This is a genomic window from Nitrospinota bacterium (genome assembly GCA_027619975.1).
Classification (GTDB): Bacteria; Nitrospinota; Nitrospinia; order Nitrospinales; family VA-1; genus JADFGI01.
In genome coordinates, this window is the sequence record JAQCGX010000003.1 from 21,945 (window position 1) to 39,184 (window position 17,240).

The 17,240-nt window shown below is 44.1% G+C and carries 17 protein-coding genes; 6 read left to right on the forward strand and 11 right to left on the reverse strand.

What is annotated here, in order from left to right; translation table 11 throughout:
* Nucleotides 1–2 precede the first annotated feature (2 nt).
* The 6 genes from O3C58_01510 to O3C58_01535 all read right to left on the reverse strand — a co-directional run bounded on the left by O3C58_01510 (nucleotide 3) and on the right by O3C58_01535 (nucleotide 5,945).
* Nucleotides 3–347: a DUF2784 family protein gene (locus O3C58_01510; protein ID MDA0690540.1), complete on the reverse strand. Its 345-nt coding sequence runs from the start codon at nucleotides 345–347 to the stop codon at nucleotides 3–5.
* Nucleotides 348–441: 94 nt separating this feature from the next.
* Nucleotides 442–1,332 carry a pentapeptide repeat-containing protein gene (locus tag O3C58_01515; protein MDA0690541.1) on the reverse strand — a complete coding sequence of 297 codons (891 nt, stop codon included), beginning with the start codon at nucleotides 1,330–1,332 and terminating at the stop codon, nucleotides 442–444.
* Complete coding sequence (locus tag O3C58_01520; GenBank protein MDA0690542.1) at nucleotides 1,333–2,127, reverse strand: MotA/TolQ/ExbB proton channel family protein; 795 nt, start codon at nucleotides 2,125–2,127, stop codon at nucleotides 1,333–1,335.
* Between the two features lie 8 nt (nucleotides 2,128–2,135).
* Nucleotides 2,136–4,211, reverse strand: coding sequence for a class I adenylate cyclase (locus O3C58_01525; GenBank protein MDA0690543.1), 2,076 nt, complete (start codon nucleotides 4,209–4,211; stop codon nucleotides 2,136–2,138).
* A 139-nt stretch (nucleotides 4,212–4,350) separates the two neighbouring features.
* Nucleotides 4,351–5,184 (reverse strand): OmpA family protein, encoded by an 834-nt coding sequence (locus O3C58_01530; GenBank protein ID MDA0690544.1) that lies wholly within the window; start codon nucleotides 5,182–5,184, stop codon nucleotides 4,351–4,353.
* A 53-nt stretch (nucleotides 5,185–5,237) separates the two neighbouring features.
* Complete coding sequence (locus O3C58_01535) at nucleotides 5,238–5,945, reverse strand: hypothetical protein (GenBank protein MDA0690545.1); 708 nt, start codon at nucleotides 5,943–5,945, stop codon at nucleotides 5,238–5,240.
* A 333-nt stretch (nucleotides 5,946–6,278) separates the two neighbouring features.
* On the opposite strand from O3C58_01535, the gene O3C58_01540 reads away from it, so the two are divergent.
* The 6 genes from O3C58_01540 to O3C58_01565 all read left to right on the forward strand — a co-directional run bounded on the left by O3C58_01540 (nucleotide 6,279) and on the right by O3C58_01565 (nucleotide 10,452).
* Complete coding sequence (locus O3C58_01540; protein ID MDA0690546.1) at nucleotides 6,279–7,532, forward strand: MFS transporter; 1,254 nt, start codon at nucleotides 6,279–6,281, stop codon at nucleotides 7,530–7,532.
* A gap of 72 nt (nucleotides 7,533–7,604) precedes the next feature.
* Nucleotides 7,605–8,273: a hypothetical protein gene (locus O3C58_01545; protein MDA0690547.1), complete on the forward strand. Its 669-nt coding sequence runs from the start codon at nucleotides 7,605–7,607 to the stop codon at nucleotides 8,271–8,273.
* Nucleotides 8,270–8,866, forward strand: a complete 597-nt coding sequence (locus O3C58_01550) for an HD domain-containing protein (GenBank protein ID MDA0690548.1) — start codon at nucleotides 8,270–8,272, stop codon at nucleotides 8,864–8,866. The genes O3C58_01545 and O3C58_01550 overlap by 4 nt, the downstream gene beginning before the upstream one ends.
* 62 nt (nucleotides 8,867–8,928) lie before the next feature.
* A complete protein-coding gene (locus O3C58_01555; GenBank protein ID MDA0690549.1) occupies nucleotides 8,929–9,369 on the forward strand; it encodes a helix-turn-helix transcriptional regulator in 441 nt (146 codons plus the stop codon).
* A gap of 156 nt (nucleotides 9,370–9,525) precedes the next feature.
* Entirely contained in the window at nucleotides 9,526–9,876 is a 351-nt protein-coding gene (locus O3C58_01560; protein ID MDA0690550.1) for a hypothetical protein, read from the forward strand.
* 9 nt (nucleotides 9,877–9,885) lie between these two features.
* Nucleotides 9,886–10,452, forward strand: a complete 567-nt coding sequence (locus O3C58_01565) for a response regulator (protein MDA0690551.1) — start codon at nucleotides 9,886–9,888, stop codon at nucleotides 10,450–10,452.
* A gap of 10 nt (nucleotides 10,453–10,462) precedes the next feature.
* Here O3C58_01565 and O3C58_01570 read toward each other — a convergent pair whose 3' ends face one another.
* The 5 genes from O3C58_01570 to O3C58_01590 form a co-directional block, all read right to left on the reverse strand.
* Complete coding sequence (locus O3C58_01570; GenBank protein ID MDA0690552.1) at nucleotides 10,463–12,670, reverse strand: FdhF/YdeP family oxidoreductase; 2,208 nt, start codon at nucleotides 12,668–12,670, stop codon at nucleotides 10,463–10,465.
* Nucleotides 12,671–12,887: 217 nt separating this feature from the next.
* Nucleotides 12,888–13,652: an SH3 domain-containing protein gene (locus O3C58_01575; GenBank protein ID MDA0690553.1), complete on the reverse strand. Its 765-nt coding sequence runs from the start codon at nucleotides 13,650–13,652 to the stop codon at nucleotides 12,888–12,890.
* On the reverse strand, nucleotides 13,649–15,442 hold the full coding sequence (locus O3C58_01580) for a BatD family protein (GenBank protein ID MDA0690554.1): 1,794 nt from the start codon (nucleotides 15,440–15,442) through the stop codon (nucleotides 13,649–13,651). The genes O3C58_01575 and O3C58_01580 overlap by 4 nt, the downstream gene beginning before the upstream one ends.
* Before the next feature lie 11 nt (nucleotides 15,443–15,453).
* Nucleotides 15,454–16,332, reverse strand: a complete 879-nt coding sequence (locus O3C58_01585) for a tetratricopeptide repeat protein (protein ID MDA0690555.1) — start codon at nucleotides 16,330–16,332, stop codon at nucleotides 15,454–15,456.
* A 59-nt stretch (nucleotides 16,333–16,391) separates the two neighbouring features.
* Nucleotides 16,392–17,066: a Bax inhibitor-1/YccA family protein gene (locus O3C58_01590; GenBank protein ID MDA0690556.1), complete on the reverse strand. Its 675-nt coding sequence runs from the start codon at nucleotides 17,064–17,066 to the stop codon at nucleotides 16,392–16,394.
* Nucleotides 17,067–17,240: the final 174 nt, after the last annotated feature.

Sequence of the window (17,240 nt, forward strand, 5' to 3'; positions counted from 1 at the left end):
TCTCATTTCCCTTTCTTTTTGATGGGGTACCAGATGAAGGATGAAAACACGAGCAGGGCGAAACATACGTCCAGAATCAAAACATGGACAGGTTCGAACCACTCCAGATAAATAATACGATGCAACCAGAAGGCGATGAACGATCCTTCATAGGATGAACCTGTCAAGCCTTCCTCCCAAACGGTGAGAGAGCAGGGGATGCCCAGCACCATGAACAACGTCACCAGAGCGAGGGCCGCACCGTGGAAATATCTGAACCCTCGATGATTCAGTTTGAGCCCTATGGGAAATCCCACGATAAAGAAAATAATAACTAAAAGATGAAGGACTAAAATGAAGGTGGCCATCAGCTGTTCCGCCTAAGAGCAGTCAGGTTCTTTTGATTTTCCTCATTTTAGGCTGGATGCCTATCCAGGAAAAGGACATTCTGCAAAAAGAATATTACTGCAAAATGGTATTTTCCAGATTGGCTCCGGTGGTATTTGCCTTGCTGATGTTGGCGTCCACAAAATAGGCGTCTTTGAGATTGGCGTTGGTCAGATTGGCGCCGTGCAGATTGGCTTCCAGGAGAAATGCGTTTTGCAAGTTGGAACCTTCCAGGTTGGCGTAGGTCAGATCCACTCCTTCCATGTTCGCTTCTTTCATCGTAATTTCCTGACAATGCGCGTCCTTCATCTCGGCCCCCACCAGGTTGGCATTACTGAGGTTGACTTTCTTGAAGGTGCATGAATTGAGATCGGTATATTTTAATACGGAACCGCTAAAGTCCGTCCCCTGAATTTTACAGAAACTTAAATCCGATCCCCTGAGGTTGATTCCCTTCAATTGTGAATCACTGATTTCAATTTTCCGTAAGTATCCATACATCAATCTTGCGAAAGAGAGGTCGCATTTAATTAATTTGGCAGAAGAAAGGTTGGCGTGGTTGAGGTTACTTCCCCTCAGGTCGCAATTTTTCAGTGTTGCTGAGTTTAACGTCCCGTTTTCCAGCGATGCATTTTTGAAATTGCAGTTGACCAGCAGGGCCTCTTGAAAATTAACGCCCTGGAGTTGTGCTCCAGAGAAATCCACATCCTTTAACTTTGCTTTATGAAACGAGACATTTTTGAGCTTCGAGTTGGAAAAATTGATTTCGATGAGTTCAGAAAACTCAAAGTCTGTATCGTCAAAAATGGTGTTTACTAATTTAACTCCATTTAAACTGATTCCCATGAGTTGCTGGGAACTGAAGTTGCCTCCTTCCTGATCCATGTTTGAACTGATTATTTTTAGAAAATTATCGACCGTGGACATTATTTCTTCACCTTTGTTGATCTGGAGGAAGTAACGCATTCATATTTTTTCGGATTTTTTGTGGATTTGCTTTTTTTGAATGCCCAATATTCCCACCTTGATGGCCTTATACAGCATCGTTTCACTTTCCGTCCGCGTGTGTAATTTGGAAACGATCGGCGTGATCACCAGATTGGCCAATATGAGACCATAAAACGTGGTGATCAAAGCGGTTGCGAGTGAGGGGCCGATGGTGGCAGGGTTGTTCACATTAATGAGCATCTGAATAAGGCCGATCAGGGTCCCGCACATTCCGAAAACCGGAGCCTGAACTCCCATGAATCGGAGAATTTTTTGTCCAGCGTTATGTCTTTCAATCATTGAGGACAGTTCGCGATCCATGATTTCATGAATTTCGCGAGTATTGTACCCATCCACAACCATCGCCACCCCGCTTTTTATTAATCTGTTGTTAAGAAACTGTTCTTCCGATTCCAGTCTTTTTGTTCCGCCGGAACGGTAGGTGGAGGCAAGGTCTATTATTTCTTCAACATATTCTGAAGGATGGTAAATCTCCGGTTTGAAAGCATTGATTGTTACGGGAACCATCATGAATATGTTTTTTGATGGAAAGGCAATGAAGGTGGTAGCCGCTGTGCCTCCAAACACGATGAGAGCGCTGTTCAAGTTGACGAAAACCTCGGGAGACCCACCGTTAAGAATGGCAATAACGATCAAAATAATACCCGCGAATACTCCAAGCACCGTTCCCATATCTGCTTTTAATTCTTGTTGGGGGGTAACGGCCGGTATGTCGGCGATGATTTCAGCTTTATTTGCGAGAGTATTTGCCATAATATTTATTAGCTGGCCTTTTGGTTAGCGAGTGGTATTTTTTTGTTTTTCATCGCGCGGAGCAGATATTTAGTCAACCATGGAACCTGTAAAATTTCACAATGTTTACTGGGAATAAATACTTTCAAAAAATTATTTTCCGAATTATTTTCGAGAACGATCTGGCTGCTTAATTCTTCCACGCAACGATTAATTAAGTTGGGTCCTGAATAGGTCTTGCAAAATAATTCTCCCCAGGAAGTCAGATATATCGTCGTTAGATTTTTGATTTTATCAATTCGCGGGGTGATGAATCGCTTCAGATCTGTATTGGATTTGCACTGGTGTATATCTCCCAGGATAATTTCACTGGGATCAATAATTCCGAAGTCGACTATCATATAAAGCTTGGTGATGCGTACTGATGACAATAAATCATCGTTGTGAATGGCGTTTATGCTTACCTGTCCCAGGAAAATGTCTATCTGGTTAAGCATAATATGTAAGTTGCTTGTAGTGATCGACAGGGATTCCGGCCTGATGAAAATGTCCGTGGATTTTTGAAATAACTTGTTGAAAGCCGTGAACGCTATCAGGAACTGTAAAGAAGATGCCGTTTTGATGATATTTTCCGGTTTTAGCTTATCGACATTCATGGTTTTTCCCCGAACCAAATACCAGACGGGATTTTTTATAGGGCTATTCTTGTCCAGGAGAAAGGTTAGGGCAGTTTCCGCTGTATTTCCCTCGACCAGAGAAAACAGGTTTTCGACTTTGTTAGGTATTTTGCGGTAAAAACTGAATAATTTGCGGCCCAGGAGGTGAGTGTCCTTTTTCGTAATTAAAGTATCCGAAGGATCAAGCGATTTGTTTCTTTCAGAGATAGCTTCGTACGATTTCATAAGTATTTTATTGACTCGGTTTCCCATTGCCACTTTTTGGTTCATTTGCCAGTTTTTATAGGTGTTCAAATGTTCTAACTTGGAAATGGGCCAACCCCACAGATCAAGCTTATTTTTCAAAATAGTAAGTTTTGAGTCATTGGATGCCGTATCCAGTTGATCCAAATCAACCTGGGTTCCAATTTTCATATAAAAGGCAACTCTCAAGGCATCCATTTCCTTGCTGGACTTGGTTTCCTGGAAAAAGTTTTCCACACGCTCATATAACATGAGGTAAGGGTCTACCTGATAAGAGTGATCACCGGAGAAAACTTTTTCCTTGATCTGGTGGCACAGAAGATTGAATGAGGTTTTGTTGAACATGTATTCCTCAAGCAGTCCCATTTTCAATAATGTTTTAAAAGGAGAATTGAAGGATTTAATTAAAGTCCAGATAGATCCTCCAAAAAACTCTCCGTCAGAAATATCAGCAATATTTCCGATATCTATAAAATCATCCCCATCAAGAAGGGTTTCTCCTTTACTGACCCGTTGAAACAGGTTGTCATATTCATTGTTATCCGTTCTTACCGGGACAATCCACCAGAAGGGAATTTTCCCTGCGGCAACGATCATCGTCCGGTACATTTCTTCCTTCAACAATTTCGCCAGTGCAGAACCCGTGCTTTCGCTGTCGCTCTCTCCGAAGATATTATTTTTTACTTCCTGGATATCGTTAATAAAAAAATGGGTTTCCAGGTCAAACTCGAACATGACCCACCTTTCAATCAATTTTAGTTTTCTTTTCAAGAGCGCGATGTCATTTTCCGAAAGCCTGGATTTGTCCACCAGGAGGGTGTAGTCCAGGTCGGATTTTTGGTTTTGCGCAATGGAACCAACGCTTCCTACCAACAACAACGAATGGATGGCAGGAGTGAGAGTTTCATGGCGTCGGATGATGACCGCAGGAAATAATTTTTCAGCAAAAAATAGAGTTTGCGGGTCTATTGTGTAGTTATGAATTCCGCAGGGAACATCTTCCCCCAGATAACCCGGTAATCCCTTCTGATTGACATGAAGAAGCCTGGGAATAACCATAAATATCATCCGGTCGGGCTCGGAAAATGTATTAAGAGCTCGTTCGATTTTATGTTGATTGAATTGAAGAAAAAACCTTCGGTTTTTCAACAGATCAATGGCGTCTTCCTGCGGCGATAAATGCATATCGTTTGATCAGCAATCCGATAGTGAGAGGCGCACATCCGCCCCCTTAAAGTTTATAAATATATATATATCAATATTATAAGGGGGTTTCAGGTAAAGTAAAAAGATATTATTTTGCCTGAAAATTTCTATCGGAATATTAAGGATTTTGGAAATAAGTCTTTATGGGGAGGAGGTTGGGGGTGGATAAATTTTGTTCTGATTCAGAGTTTTTACTTTGGCTTTTGGTCGGTTTAGTAGTTAGATTTTCTTCAGTGACTTTGACATCTTTTAGTATTTTAATTTCCACTCGGCGGTTCAAGGCGCGGTTTAAATCATTATTGTTCGGTTTTATAGGGCGGTATTGACCGTATCCGGCGACAACGATACGTTCTGGAGAAAATTTAAACTTATCAATGATCACTCTGGCGACATGCGAGGCACGAACTGAGGACAGTTCCCAGTTTGTCGGGAAATTTTGGTTCTCTTTCATGGGAACGTCATCGGTGTGTCCATCGACATGAACCTGTTTAACCCCATCCTGCATATCCTTTCTTATAGAATTGAGAATCAATTCTTCTGCTCCTTGAATTAAGTCCGCACTGCCAGGAGCGAAAAGGTCTGATGACTTCAAGCGAATCAGAACCGTTCTGACATCGCTACGAACCAGGCTTTCAGGGTCGACATTATCCTTGACCAGCTCCCGTACCCGTTTGAGCATTTTTAATTCATCATTATTTAACCGGGTATTATTGGTTTCATAACGGAACTCTTGTTCCTGAAAGGAGGAAAATGCCTCTGAAAATTTCTCAGGGTCTACCTTGGATATCGAATACAGTAAAACAAAAATAACCAGGACCAGGGTGATGAGGTCTGAATAGGTGACGAGAAAACTTCCCAGCCCGTTAGAAAACTCAGCGGTCACAGCAATACGGGTTTCTGTATTGGGCCTGTATTCGGAAGCGTCAATAATATTTTTTTCCTCCAGAAACATAATTTTGGATTCCAGCTCTTTAATTTCTTCATGAAGAAAATCCGTTTGTTGAATTAAATTTTGGTTGTCATTTTCTTTTTTTCCAGATCCCTTTTTAAACTTTTAATGATGGCAGAAGGCGGGGTTCCCTTCTGGTCAAGAACGGTTTCTCCGTAGAGAAATTGTTCGTATCTTTTAATTAACAATTTGTTCTTCAGAAAAATCTTATCGTTTGCCTGTTTGCCGCTCCAGTTTGTGGAAGTCTCTTTCCTGAATTGAGATTTCAGCAGTTCAATTTTTTCTCTCAGTTTATTTGCTTCGTTAATTTCGTCGTGCGACCGAACCAACTCTCGTTGAAACTCATAATTTTCTTTTTTAATTTTTCTATTATTTTCTTTTTCCCTCTCAGACTGTTCTTTTAAAGCTAGAGCCTGATTCGTGAGGGATTTAATCTTACTTTTTAGAACCGGTTTCAGGAATGATGGTAAATCGGATAGATATTCTTCATCTGCTTGTAAATTTCCACCTTCGCTATTATTGCCGGAAACTTCCTGAGGAGAATTTTGTTTTCGAGTTTCAAAATTAAAGGATCGCCGTAAACCAATTTCCTCTTCGTTTTTTTTGATGGTTTCTTTGAGTAAATTTATTTCTTCCCGGTTACTGGCCACTAAATCGGTCAGATTTTTTATAGACTTCTCTTTTTCCTCTTTGAATTTATTCAACTCAAGAGACTGTAATTTATATTGTTCTTTAAGTTTCTGAAAACTTGCCGGGTTTTGCATTTGCTGGTGTCCAGAATATTTATGTAACCTTTGAGGCCTCTGCGGTGACTAAAGTTACTGCGAAGCTAAAGGTTAATATAAAAGGAATAATTTGGGTGTTCATTGATTTTATTAGACGTATCTTTATATTGCAATTGACTTTTGGATTGAAATCCCTTGAATGGCCAAAATAAGCTGGTTTTTCAATGGAAACCTATAAGTTTTAGATGGTTAGATTAAATTGGTTGTCAGGAAATTTCTTCCATAATTTCTTAAAATTTGTTGAAATTTTATTTAACCTATTGAAAATAAAGGAATTTCTGTTATCCTTTTGTTGTGGATAACAAACAGCCCTTGCCGACATTCAGATCCCTGGCCAATATTCGCATTGGGACGGTCTTATTTCTGGGTTTTTCCTCAGGTTTGCCCCTGGCTTTAACAGGGGGGACGTTGCAAGCCTGGATGACGGTAGAGGGCGTGGATCTGGGAACCATAGGAATATTTACTCTGGTGGGTCTGCCTTACACTCTCAAATTCCTTTGGGCTCCACTTTTAGACCGGTTTGTTCCCCCGATTTTTGGCAGACGACGGGGTTGGATCCTGATTTTTCAGATTTCACTCATTGTTCTCATTGCAACGATGAGTGGGTTTTCGCCGAAAAATGTCCCCTGGGTTGTGGCTTTTCTGGCGGTGATGATCGCTTTCATGTCGGCATCGCAGGATGTTGTTATTGATGCGTACCGAACGGATATATTGAGGGAACGTGAGCGCGGGCTCGGCGCCGGGGTCTTTGTGACCGGATACCGGGTCGCCATGCTTATCTCAGGCGCCTTGGCTTTGATGTTTTCGGAGTTATTAGGTTGGCGGCTGACCTACCTTCTGATGGCGGGTGTGATGAGCCTGGGAGTGTTGGCCACTCTTTTCGGGCCTGAGCCTGAAGAAAAAGTGGTGCCTCCACGGACGCTTGCTGAAGCGGTGGGAGGACCGCTTAAGGAATTTTTTTCAAGACCGGGAGCCTGGGTGTTCCTGGCCTTGATCGTTCTTTATAAGCTGGGCGATGCATTTGCGGGAAGCCTGACGACGGCCTTTTTGATACGCGGCGCGGAGTTTTCTGTTGGTGAGGTTGGGGCCATCAATAAAGGGATGGGGATGATAGCCACCATCCTGGGAGCTCTTTTTGGCGGGCTGATTATGGCTCGCCTGGGAATGTTTCGGTCGCTCCTCTATTTTGGAATTTTGCAGGCGATATCAAACCTTTCATTTATGGTTCTGGCCTATCTGGGAAAGAATTACACAATGATGGTGTTTGCGGTGGCTTTTGAAAATCTTGCCGGAGGCATGGGCACTGCATCGTTCCTTGGTTTTTTAATGGCTCTTTGTAACCATCGGTACACGGCGACCCAGTTTGCCTTATTATCGGCGTTGGCGGCTTTGGGAAGAGTATTTGTGGGACCGCCTTCTGGATATCTTGCTGAATTCGCTGGGTGGCCGGTTTTCTTTTTCATTACTTTTCTGGTGGCTCTTCCCGGTCTGGGTCTGTTGTGGTGGATGCGTGCAGCCGTTGATGGCCTGAATCATGGAGGACCGGAAAAAGAATTGAGCCCGTGATGGAAAAAATTAGTAGAGGTCCATGAACATGAGGAATGTTTCCAAAAGCTGGCAATTGCAGGTGAAATAATCGTGTCTAAAATTATATATTTGCATGGGTTTGCTTCCGGGCCGGGATCGAAAAAGGCGACTGAATTTAAAAAATCCTTTGATCAGATTTCCGTTTCACTGGCAATTCCAGATCTGGAAGGCGGGGATTTTCAACGGTTATGCCTATCCAGCCAGATAAATATCATTAATGACTGTATGGACCAAAATCCCGGTGATCAATTCGGATTGATTGGAAGCAGTATGGGGGGGTACCTTGCCGCGCTCGTGGCACAAAAGCGAAAAGATGTGTCTGCCATTTACCTGATGGCGCCGGGGTTTAACTTTCTTAAAAGATGGAGTGTCTTAATTCAAGGGCATTTAAAAGGCTCTAACGCCACTCCCGACTTGATCAAAGTGTTTCATTATCGGTACAATAAAGAGATGGAATTGAGTGCGGATATTTTCAGGGATGCCGCAAAATGGGATCGGCTGGCATTGGACAGGAAATTACCCACGCGGATTGTGCACGGCATCCATGACGATACGGTGGATATTTTAGAGTCCCGAAAATTTACTCAGACGCGTCCCTGGTGCCAATTGCAGGAACTGGATTCCGACCATCAACTGCTTTCCCATATCAAATGGATTGTTTCGGACTGTATTGAATTTTTTCGGAGTGAGTCTCTGATTTCTCAAAATAGTCCGCAATGAGTGAAAGTAATTCTATTGGGCGAATTAAAGAAGCTATTGCTCTGGCAAAAAAGCTTCATGCCGGGCAGGTTCGAAAGGGACCAAAAGGTGAAGCGTTTTTTAACCATCCCCGTCGTGTTTGCAAATGTTATCTAACATTCAAACATAAGTCCGTAAACGGGATGGTCGCTTCCTTGTGTCACGATCTGATCGAGGACACGGTTCTCAACATTGAAGAACTTGACGGCCTGTTTGGACCCCAGGTCCGAAAAATAGTTTGTGATTTAACCAAGCCGCATAATTTTTCCAGCGATGAGTATGCGGCTAAAATCGGCGACTGGACTCTGGAATCAAAGAAAATTAAGTTGTGTGATATAGAGGATAATATTTTGAGTTCCCGCCAAATTCATTTTGGCCAGCGAATCCCAATGCTGGTCAAGTGGAGAAAATATTTGGATCAACTGAGAAGGGTTTCTCTTGGGGGATTGGCGGAGGAAAAGGAAATTTGGGAAAGATGGGACGCCGTTAATGAACTGGCCGCCGGAGAATGGAAACATCTGACTGCGGGTTTGGTCCTTAACAGGGAACAAAATAAGGGAAACTTTCCCTTCTGATAAATCCTGATATATAATCATGATTTATTAAATGAAAACTTTTAACTTTAAGGGATATCACGATGATGGAAGTTATGACGAATGAAAGCAATGGCTCAAAGGAAACTATCACAAACACGACGGTGGGCAAGCGATTGAAGACCTGGCGCAAACATTCTCTGCTCAAACTGGTCGAACTGTCCAAGAAAATCCGGGTTTCTCAGGGTTCTCTTTCGGATTTGGAAAACGATAAATCTCTTCCATCAGCCACCACATTGGCAAATCTCTGCTTATTTTCCAATATTAATCTCTACTGGCTCCTGACAGGGCGAGGTTCCATGATTCGTCAAGATTCCGACGGCATGGAAAAAACCATTTTTCAAAAAGAATTTGTTCATCTTCTACAGGATCAAAAGTTACGAGAATTGATCGAAAAGGTGATTCGTGTCTACCGCCAAGGAGATTCCGGAAAAAGAGCCCATTTAAAAGGTTTTTTAGTGGGTGCAGATCCTGATAATTGCTAGTTAATGGGGGTTAGTCCAATTCCCCGGAGGGACGATATTTACTTCCCCCTTTGGGGATAAGTGCCCTGGGAGTTAATAGGTTCTAACCGTCTTATGAAGTGTAAAAAATTGCATGTATTGACTCAGGTCTAATCTGTAAATATTGAGTGCAAGAGAATGAAAAGTTTTATAAAAAAATATTTTCTAGGCTCCATGGCTCTATTGGTGTTGATCATAATATCATGCCAAACGGCATACGGATCACCTCAAAATGCTGGCACTAATAAAACCGGAATTAATAAGCATGATCTTAAAAAACTAGCTATTTCGCATTCGCTTAAAGATTTAAATCAATGCGAAACTTCTTGCTCTACAGATTCATTGGGTTTCTTTAAAAAAGAATGGCTATCCTATAAAGATCGAATAAATTTAGCGGACAAGATGCATTGGCGAAAATTTTGCAAAATGAAAATTGTTCTATGTAAAAAGGAATGCTTAATGGATCGCGAAAAAAATGCAAACCCGTGAAATTATCTAATGGCTGCCAATATGAAAAATGATGTTGAAAGAACTTATATATTGATTGTTGAGGACTGTCAGGAGCAGGGAGAGCTTCTGCGCCACACTCTCACCAGGCACGATTACACTGTCAAGGTGGCCATGAATGGGTATGATGCTTTGGCAATGATGCACGAGCAGGCCCCGAATATTGTTTTCACTGATATAATGATGCCGGAAATGGATGGATTTGAGTTGTGTCGAGAGATTAAAAAAAATCCCGTCCTGGCACATGTTCCCGTCGTTTTACTCACTGCATCGTGGGATATGAATACTCTTCTGGAGGGTCTTGAGTCAGGAGCGGATCTTCATTTCTTCAAACCGTGGGACAAAGGCAGTTTGTTGTCCCGGACTGCGGAAATGGTACAAAAAGGGTGCTTTACAATTGAGGAAAAGGATACAGAGCATTTAAGAGTTCAATTTGATGGAAGGTCCATTTCCATTCCATTGAATCGGCAGCAGATATTGCATCAATTGATTTCGACCTATGAAGTCGCGGTTAAAGAAAGAAAGAAAAATATGAAGTTGCAGTTGAAGTCGAAATAACCACCGGCACTCAACCCTCCTTGTTTACCCGCACCCGAACCGATTTAAACGAAGGTGTCTTGGATTGATTATCGTAATGCCTTGGTACCAGAACATTTGCTTCCGGGTAGTACATCAAAATATTTCCTGGTTTTATTGAGAAAGAAGTAATTTTTAATCCCGACATCTTACCCGTAGCGTTCTCCACCGTTACTTTTTCTCCCTCCTGGAATCCCAGGGATTTTATATCCTCCGGGTTCATCAGCACCACTTCTCTCGATTCAATGCCACGGTAACGATCCTGTAATTCGTACACGACGGTATTGAATTGACCCTCCGACCGAACAGTCATGAGTTGGAAGGCGTTTTTTTCTTCGCCTGCATGGAACATTTCAGGAACAGAACATACCTGAAAATTAGCTTTTCCATTTTTAGTTGGGAACTGTGGCGAATGTAAAATTCTTCCTTCAATATGAAATTCCTTACGGCTTTTATCTATTGCTTTCAACTTTTCAAATCCGGGAACAATGGAGCCGATCATTTTTCGAATATTTTCATGCACCTTGAGATCATTCCAGGAAACAGGATGCCGTTCAAACAGCTTTGCGGCAACGTCTGTAATCACGCTCACTTCGCTTCGAGGCCCAATATGCCGAGGTTTGCCGCCATCACTCATACGGACATAACTGAACATGCTCTCCTGGGTTGTGGGTTGTTGTTCTTCATCGCGTGCCAAAACCGGGAGGATGAGTGTGGTTTTGCCCCGGCCTTGAAAATGACCCGTGTTTAAAGTAGTGTTCATGTATAAAACAAAATCAATAGTGCTGAGAGCTTCCCTGGAAAAATGGGAATCGGGATTGGACCCAAACAGGTTGCCTCCCAGATTCCAGGCGAAATCAAATTTCCCTTCGTGACTGGCTTCCATGCATGCCAACGTGTCCAAACCTTTTTGGGACGGCAGGGAAATATTGCCAAAAGATTCCAGGTTGTCAAAAAATTGTTTCTTTAATTCCGGGGTGAATCCAAGGGAACCAATTCCCTGCACATTGCTGTGGCCTCTCAAAGGTAGAAGACCCGCATTTTTACGGCCCACCATGCCGCGCATCAATGCCAGATTGACGATAGATTGAACATTTGCGACGCCGTGAGAATGATGGGTGATGCCCATCGCCCAGGCGAAGACGACATTTTTGGCCTTTTCGTATTGATTGGCAAGTTCCTGCATGAGTTGCCGGGAGACCCCGGAGTGAGTCTCCAGAGACTCCCAGGAGGTTTCCTCAAGATCGTATTTATAAGCGGAATAATCATTGGTGTGGTTTTCAATGAAATCGCGGGCGAGGATTTCAGGTTCGTTTTCCGAAATGCTCAATAGCGCTTTGCCGATTCCCTTTAAAAGCGCGATATCGCCGCCGATATGAGGTTGAATGTAGGTGCTGGCAATTTCCGATCCAAAGAGCAGGCTTCTGATATCCGAAGGCACGGCAAAATTTTCAAGTCCCGGTTCCTGGACCGGATTGATGACTATGACCTTGCCGCCTCGCCTGCGGATTTCCATGAGTGTGCGCATGAAGCGAGGATGATTGGTTGGGGGGTTGGCTCCAATTAAAAAAATCAGATCCGCAGAATCAAGGTCCTCCAGTTGGACCGTAGCCGTACTGGTGCCGATGCTTTGGGTCAAGCCGACTCCAGAAGCCTGATGGCAATAGTAGGAACAGTTGTTTACATTATTTGTTCCGAAAGACCGGGCAAAGAGCTGGAGAAGGAATCCGGCTTCATTGGAGGAGCGTCCGCTGGAGTAAAAAAATGTACGATCTGGAAGCGTTGTTTTTAATTTTTCAACGATGTGGTCAATCGCCTCATCCCATGAAATGGCGCGATAATGGGTGGCGTCCGGTTGGCAGAGCATCGGCTGAGTCAAGCGTCCGCTCAGTTCAAGATCGCGAGCAGACCATCGGGATAAAGCCGAGACATCATGATCGTCGAAAAAACTGGATGGTATGGCGCCTTGCATATCCGACGCCTGGGCGAGAAAGGACTTATTACATACTTCCGGAAAACTTCCCTTTTCGTTTCGCATTCCCCCTTGTTGTCCGCCCATGCCGAGGGCGCAACTCTTACAGCTGTTTCGGGTCGCCAGGGCCCGCATCATGGGCAACAATCCTCCTGCCCGCCTGGCCCATTTTAAGGAGGAAAGGATGGCTCCCCAGCCTCCTGCCGATCGGCGCTTTTTTAAAGCCATTTCAACCCTCGCTTCGCATAGGTTTAGCAGGTTGCTGAAAAAGTCCTAAACACGAGCGTTTCCACTGTTGTCATGCTGAGCCTGTCGAAGTATGACCTTGATAATAAAGCTTGGTTTCACACTTCGACATACCCCTGCGGGGCATGAAGGCAATTGTCGAATATCACAGGCTCAGTGTGACAGTTGCGGGTGGCAAAAATAGTTTTTCAGCAACCTGTTAGATCCCGATAAATTTTTTCTGTGTCCAACCTTTTTTGCCATCGCTTAATTCAATTTGAACCCAGTCATTTTTCCGATCGATGATGGTTACAACAGCGCCTTCGTGTAATTGAAACAGGGTCACGTTGTCCTCACCCTTTGCCGATTTTATTTCAATTTGTTGGGCCATGACGACGGCTGGTAAAGATTCGGTTTCCGCAACCATTTTAACCCCAAATGATAAAACCGCGACCATAAGAATCGCCAGGAGGGTTTTTCGCGTTAGACTCCAAAACTCTGTTCTGCGGACGGTCCAGACCCCCATCGCCGACCAAAACAGCAGGTTGACGGTCAGTAAAAACTTCAAATGTTCATTTTGATTGAAATTACGAGTCCAGAAAAAAAGGGAACTCAATCCTGCGGTTGCTTGCGGTTCCAGTTGATCCTGGGTTTTCTGAATGGCGTATTTCAGGTTGGCGGTCAAAGATTCGTCACGCGGCAGGAGCCGTTGGGCGCGAATATAATTCAGGATTGAAGGCCCGGTTTTGCCGAGGCGCAGGTATGCATTTGCCAGATTATAATAAAGATAGCCGTTTTTAAAACCTCGGTCGACCAGATCTTGATACAAGCCCGCCGCTTCATTGTATTGGCTCTTGGTATAATGATCGTTGGCCTGAGCAATTTGGGCAAGGGTCGCGTCATCCGTGGCTGAACAGGGAAGAGCCGGGATCAGGACAATAAAAACGAGGAGGAGACAGGAGAAAACAGGTTTGCAAAATTTCATACCTGTTTCTCCAATTGATTTAACAAATCTCGCGACTCGTCGATCAGGTCGTCACTTGTGGTGAAATTATTGGGAGCGTATTGCAGACTTTCATATTTCTCCAGCAGCTTGCGCGTAGAAATGGCCTGTTCCTTCGGGAAATGACGCTCCATGAGTTTGCGTTCCACTTCCATTGAGGTGATGGCCTTGCCTTGCAGGTTCAGTTTGTTGCCGATATATTCCCGGAATATTTCCGATAAAATTTTGGCAAACTCTCTGGAATTATTTTCAGGAGAGGATGAAAGGTGTTTTAATTTCTGATTGGCAACTTTATAGGCCTTGCGGTTGCGAACAAAGGCCGTGTCATATTTGAGCCGAAGGTTGTAGCGGACGTAGCCGGTGAACAGTAGGAATAAAACAGGCGGAATCACCAGCCCCGCTGTGTAGAGACTAATATCAGACAGGGGCTCCTCTTCAAAATCATCGAGCCGGGTATGGATGGGCAGGATATCTTCTCCCAGGATTTTAATATTATTTCCCGCTTCGTTTTCATTGGAACGTGTTGATTCGGTTGTATTCAATTTCTCCTTGTCACCGGCAGGAAGGATGGTGAGCGTAGTCGGCGGGGTCATTGCCTTTTGATAAGCTTCTTTCACCGGATCAAAATAGGGCAACGTAATGGACGGCAGGGTGACCTGCCCACTTTTTAAAGGAACCAGTGCAAATTTGAAAATCTTCTCACCAATCAGGTCATTTTCCTTTGAGATGGTACGGGATTCGGGCTGGTCGGGATAAATTTTGAATGCATCTTCCATCTCGGGAAGATCCAGTGATAATCCCTTGACGAGCCCCGGTCCGGTTACCGTGACCGTCAGGGTGGTGGTATCCCCCACTTCCAATTTATTTTTACCCAGGGTAGCTGATAGGTTCACTTTTCCCACCAGGTTGGAAAAGTTTTTGGGTTTACCGTTTTCAGGCAGTGGACGGACGTTGACCCGCAGAGGGTCGGATCGCAAGATTTTATGCACGGATGAGCTTCTGGAGCCAAAAAAAGAATCGTCAAAAAAACCGGGGAACGGGTTCCGTCGTTGAGAATTTCTTGATCGGTTGATGAGGTCGAGTTCCAGCGTTGCCGGAGGAATTTCGACTTGCCCGGAATGAATAGGAATAAGGGCAGAAGACAGTTCGTGCACCTGGTATTGAATGCCATTGATAACCCGCGCAACAATTTTTGCATCGCCCAGATCTTCCTTACGGAAATCTTTTTCTTCATAAGCCATGCTCAGGTTAAAATTTCTTGCTTCCACTCTGCGGTAGAGCTTGAAGGTATATATCACCTGCTCATTAACAAATGGATTCTCATTTGAAATAGATGTCTCAACGAATGCAGGAGAGGACTCTTTTCTTGAGGTTTGGTCCAATAGGGAAACCGTCAGGGTGATGGGTTCGGTTCCATAAGTCACCCCCGCCAATTCGAGGGTAGCGGGTCCTATGGTAAAGGTTCCCGTGTTTTGTGGCACGAGCAGATAGTTATGGGTGACCGCAACACTCATTTGGCCATTGATGATTTGCGTGGAAGAGGACGTGCCGCCCGATCGTATTTTAAAGTCGGGAAGCTCCGGCAGATAGGGTTCCGGGGCGTTTTGCACTCCGTGTACCGTGACCGAAAGCTGAACGCTATCCTCCAGGGAGAGTTGGTTTTTATCAACACGGGCGGAAATGCTGATTTCTTCGGCATGGGCCCAGCTCGCTATTCCCACAAGCATGGGAAGGACGAATAGCAATATTAGTTTTAAGGGTCTTGGATTCATCGAATGGGTTGCTACCAATCCCTGCTTTGATTTGGGCGACCGGCGGTTTCTTTACTGGCCTGTTTCTGACGAAATTTTTTGAGATCTTCATTGAGGGCGCTCAACCAATGGTCTGCCTGGTCTTTGGAAATGGCACCTTCTTGAGCTTGGGCTGTCTCCTGTTGTTCAGCAGGGGAGGGCTCCTCTTTCTTAGGCTCTCCTGAAGCATTTGGGTCCTGCGGGTCGGATGGATTGCCCTGATCGTCCTCCTTATTGCCGGGAGGGTCTTTAGGTTGCTGATCCTGCTTGTCCTTAGAATTTGAATTTTGGTCCTGTTTTTTCTGTTCCTCCTTTTTCTTTTTTAACTGTTCCCGGACAAATTCCAGATTGAATTTGGCGTCCATATCTTTAGGGTCCACTTCCAGAGCTTTTTTATAAGCCGTGGCCGCTTCCTCCAGTTTTCCTAATCGGAAAAGAGCGTTCCCCGTATTGTATAAGGCTTTCCCTTTTAACTCAGGCGGGGACTCCTCAACCATTGCCTTTGTGTAAGTTTGCAGGGCTTCCTTAAATTTTCCGGCTTTGTACTGACTGTTGCCAAGGTTGTAGTTGAGGTTGGGATTGTCGGGTAGTTCTTGGGCCGCTTTGGAAAAATTCGATTCGGCTTTTGCATAATCTTTTTGCTGATAGTCAACGATACCCTCCTGAATAGCGGAACTGGCAGATGCGGCCCAACCGGCTTCTGTTCCAAACAATAATAACAAAGTCGAGAGAGTGAAAAACAGGACAGGGCTGGGTGGGGAAATTTTAATAGCTTTTGCTACGAGATGGAACCCGAACATGGTCACTTTCAGGAGTTTTTCGTATTGATGATAGTTGGGGAGTTGAAAAAAGAAAACGCATATTAAGAGCATCCCGCTTGGAGAAAACTCTTAATATGCAATTTTCAAAACGACTTCATTAGGTAAAAATACTAGCGTCTGTCTCCCATGATTCTGAGAAGCATCAGAAAGAGGTTGATGAAATCCAGGTAAAGCGTCAACGCGCCGATGATCGCTTCCTTGGTATCTTCATCCGTGCCTTCGTTGCCCAGAATATTCATTTCCTTGATCTTCTGAGTGTCATAGGCCGTCAAGCCGACAAAAATCAGCACACCGGCGTAGGTGATAATCCAATGCATGGCTTCACTCTGCAAAAACATATTTACCAGAGAAGCGATGATGATTCCGATCAACCCCATAAAAAGGAAACTTCCCATGGAAGTGAGATCCCTTTTGGTCGTGTAGCCGTAAAAGCTCATCGCCGCAAACGTGCCGGCAGTCACCATAAAAGCCGAGGTGATTGAGGCCGTCGTGTAGGCAATAAAAATAAAGGAAAAAGTAAGACCCGTTAACCCGGCATAGAGCATGAATATGCCGGTGGCCTGACTGGCGGACATTTTTTGAATCCAGCCTGAAAGGTAAACCACCAGACCCAATTGCGCGACAAACAATACGATGGGAACAATAGGGTTACTGTGGATAATATTCATCATCGTCTCACTATTTGAGACGTAAAATGCGAGAGCCCCGGTAACGGCCAATCCTCCCGTCATCCAGTTGTAAACCCGAACCATGAAGCGCTGTTGCTCTTGGGCGACCGCGTCCATGCTCATTGTTCTTGGCATATTTTGCATAATAGCGTTAATCCTTTCAAATAGTTATAAATACTGCGAATATCGAGTTTAACTACAGTTGCATTGATATCGTTGTTAAATAAGATCAGTGTCCCCAATTGTCAAGCCACCTTTGCGGGGAAGCCGTTTTTTTAACTCCTTCCATTT

Bases quoted from the DNA above. Each gene is read 5' to 3' on its own strand.
- O3C58_01580 (MDA0690554.1), bottom strand. From the start codon at position 15,442: ATGAATCCAAGACCCTTAAAACTAATATTGCTATTCGTCCTTCCCATG.
- O3C58_01565 (MDA0690551.1), top strand. From the start codon at position 9,886: ATGGCTGCCAATATGAAAAATGATGTTGAAAGAACTTATATATTGATT.
- O3C58_01585 (MDA0690555.1), bottom strand. From the start codon at position 16,332: ATGCTCTTAATATGCGTTTTCTTTTTTCAACTCCCCAACTATCATCAA.
- O3C58_01515 (MDA0690541.1), bottom strand. From the start codon at position 1,332: ATGCGTTACTTCCTCCAGATCAACAAAGGTGAAGAAATAATGTCCACG.
- O3C58_01560 (MDA0690550.1), top strand. From the start codon at position 9,526: ATGAAAAGTTTTATAAAAAAATATTTTCTAGGCTCCATGGCTCTATTG.
- O3C58_01510 (MDA0690540.1), bottom strand. From the start codon at position 347: ATGGCCACCTTCATTTTAGTCCTTCATCTTTTAGTTATTATTTTCTTT.
- O3C58_01520 (MDA0690542.1), bottom strand. From the start codon at position 2,127: ATGGCAAATACTCTCGCAAATAAAGCTGAAATCATCGCCGACATACCG.
- O3C58_01570 (MDA0690552.1), bottom strand. From the start codon at position 12,670: ATGGCTTTAAAAAAGCGCCGATCGGCAGGAGGCTGGGGAGCCATCCTT.
- O3C58_01550 (MDA0690548.1), top strand. From the start codon at position 8,270: ATGAGTGAAAGTAATTCTATTGGGCGAATTAAAGAAGCTATTGCTCTG.
- O3C58_01590 (MDA0690556.1), bottom strand. From the start codon at position 17,066: ATGGACGCGGTCGCCCAAGAGCAACAGCGCTTCATGGTTCGGGTTTAC.
- O3C58_01530 (MDA0690544.1), bottom strand. From the start codon at position 5,184: ATGTTTCTGGAGGAAAAAAATATTATTGACGCTTCCGAATACAGGCCC.
- O3C58_01525 (MDA0690543.1), bottom strand. From the start codon at position 4,211: ATGCATTTATCGCCGCAGGAAGACGCCATTGATCTGTTGAAAAACCGA.
- O3C58_01555 (MDA0690549.1), top strand. From the start codon at position 8,929: ATGATGGAAGTTATGACGAATGAAAGCAATGGCTCAAAGGAAACTATC.
- O3C58_01535 (MDA0690545.1), bottom strand. From the start codon at position 5,945: ATGCAAAACCCGGCAAGTTTTCAGAAACTTAAAGAACAATATAAATTA.
- O3C58_01575 (MDA0690553.1), bottom strand. From the start codon at position 13,652: ATGAAATTTTGCAAACCTGTTTTCTCCTGTCTCCTCCTCGTTTTTATT.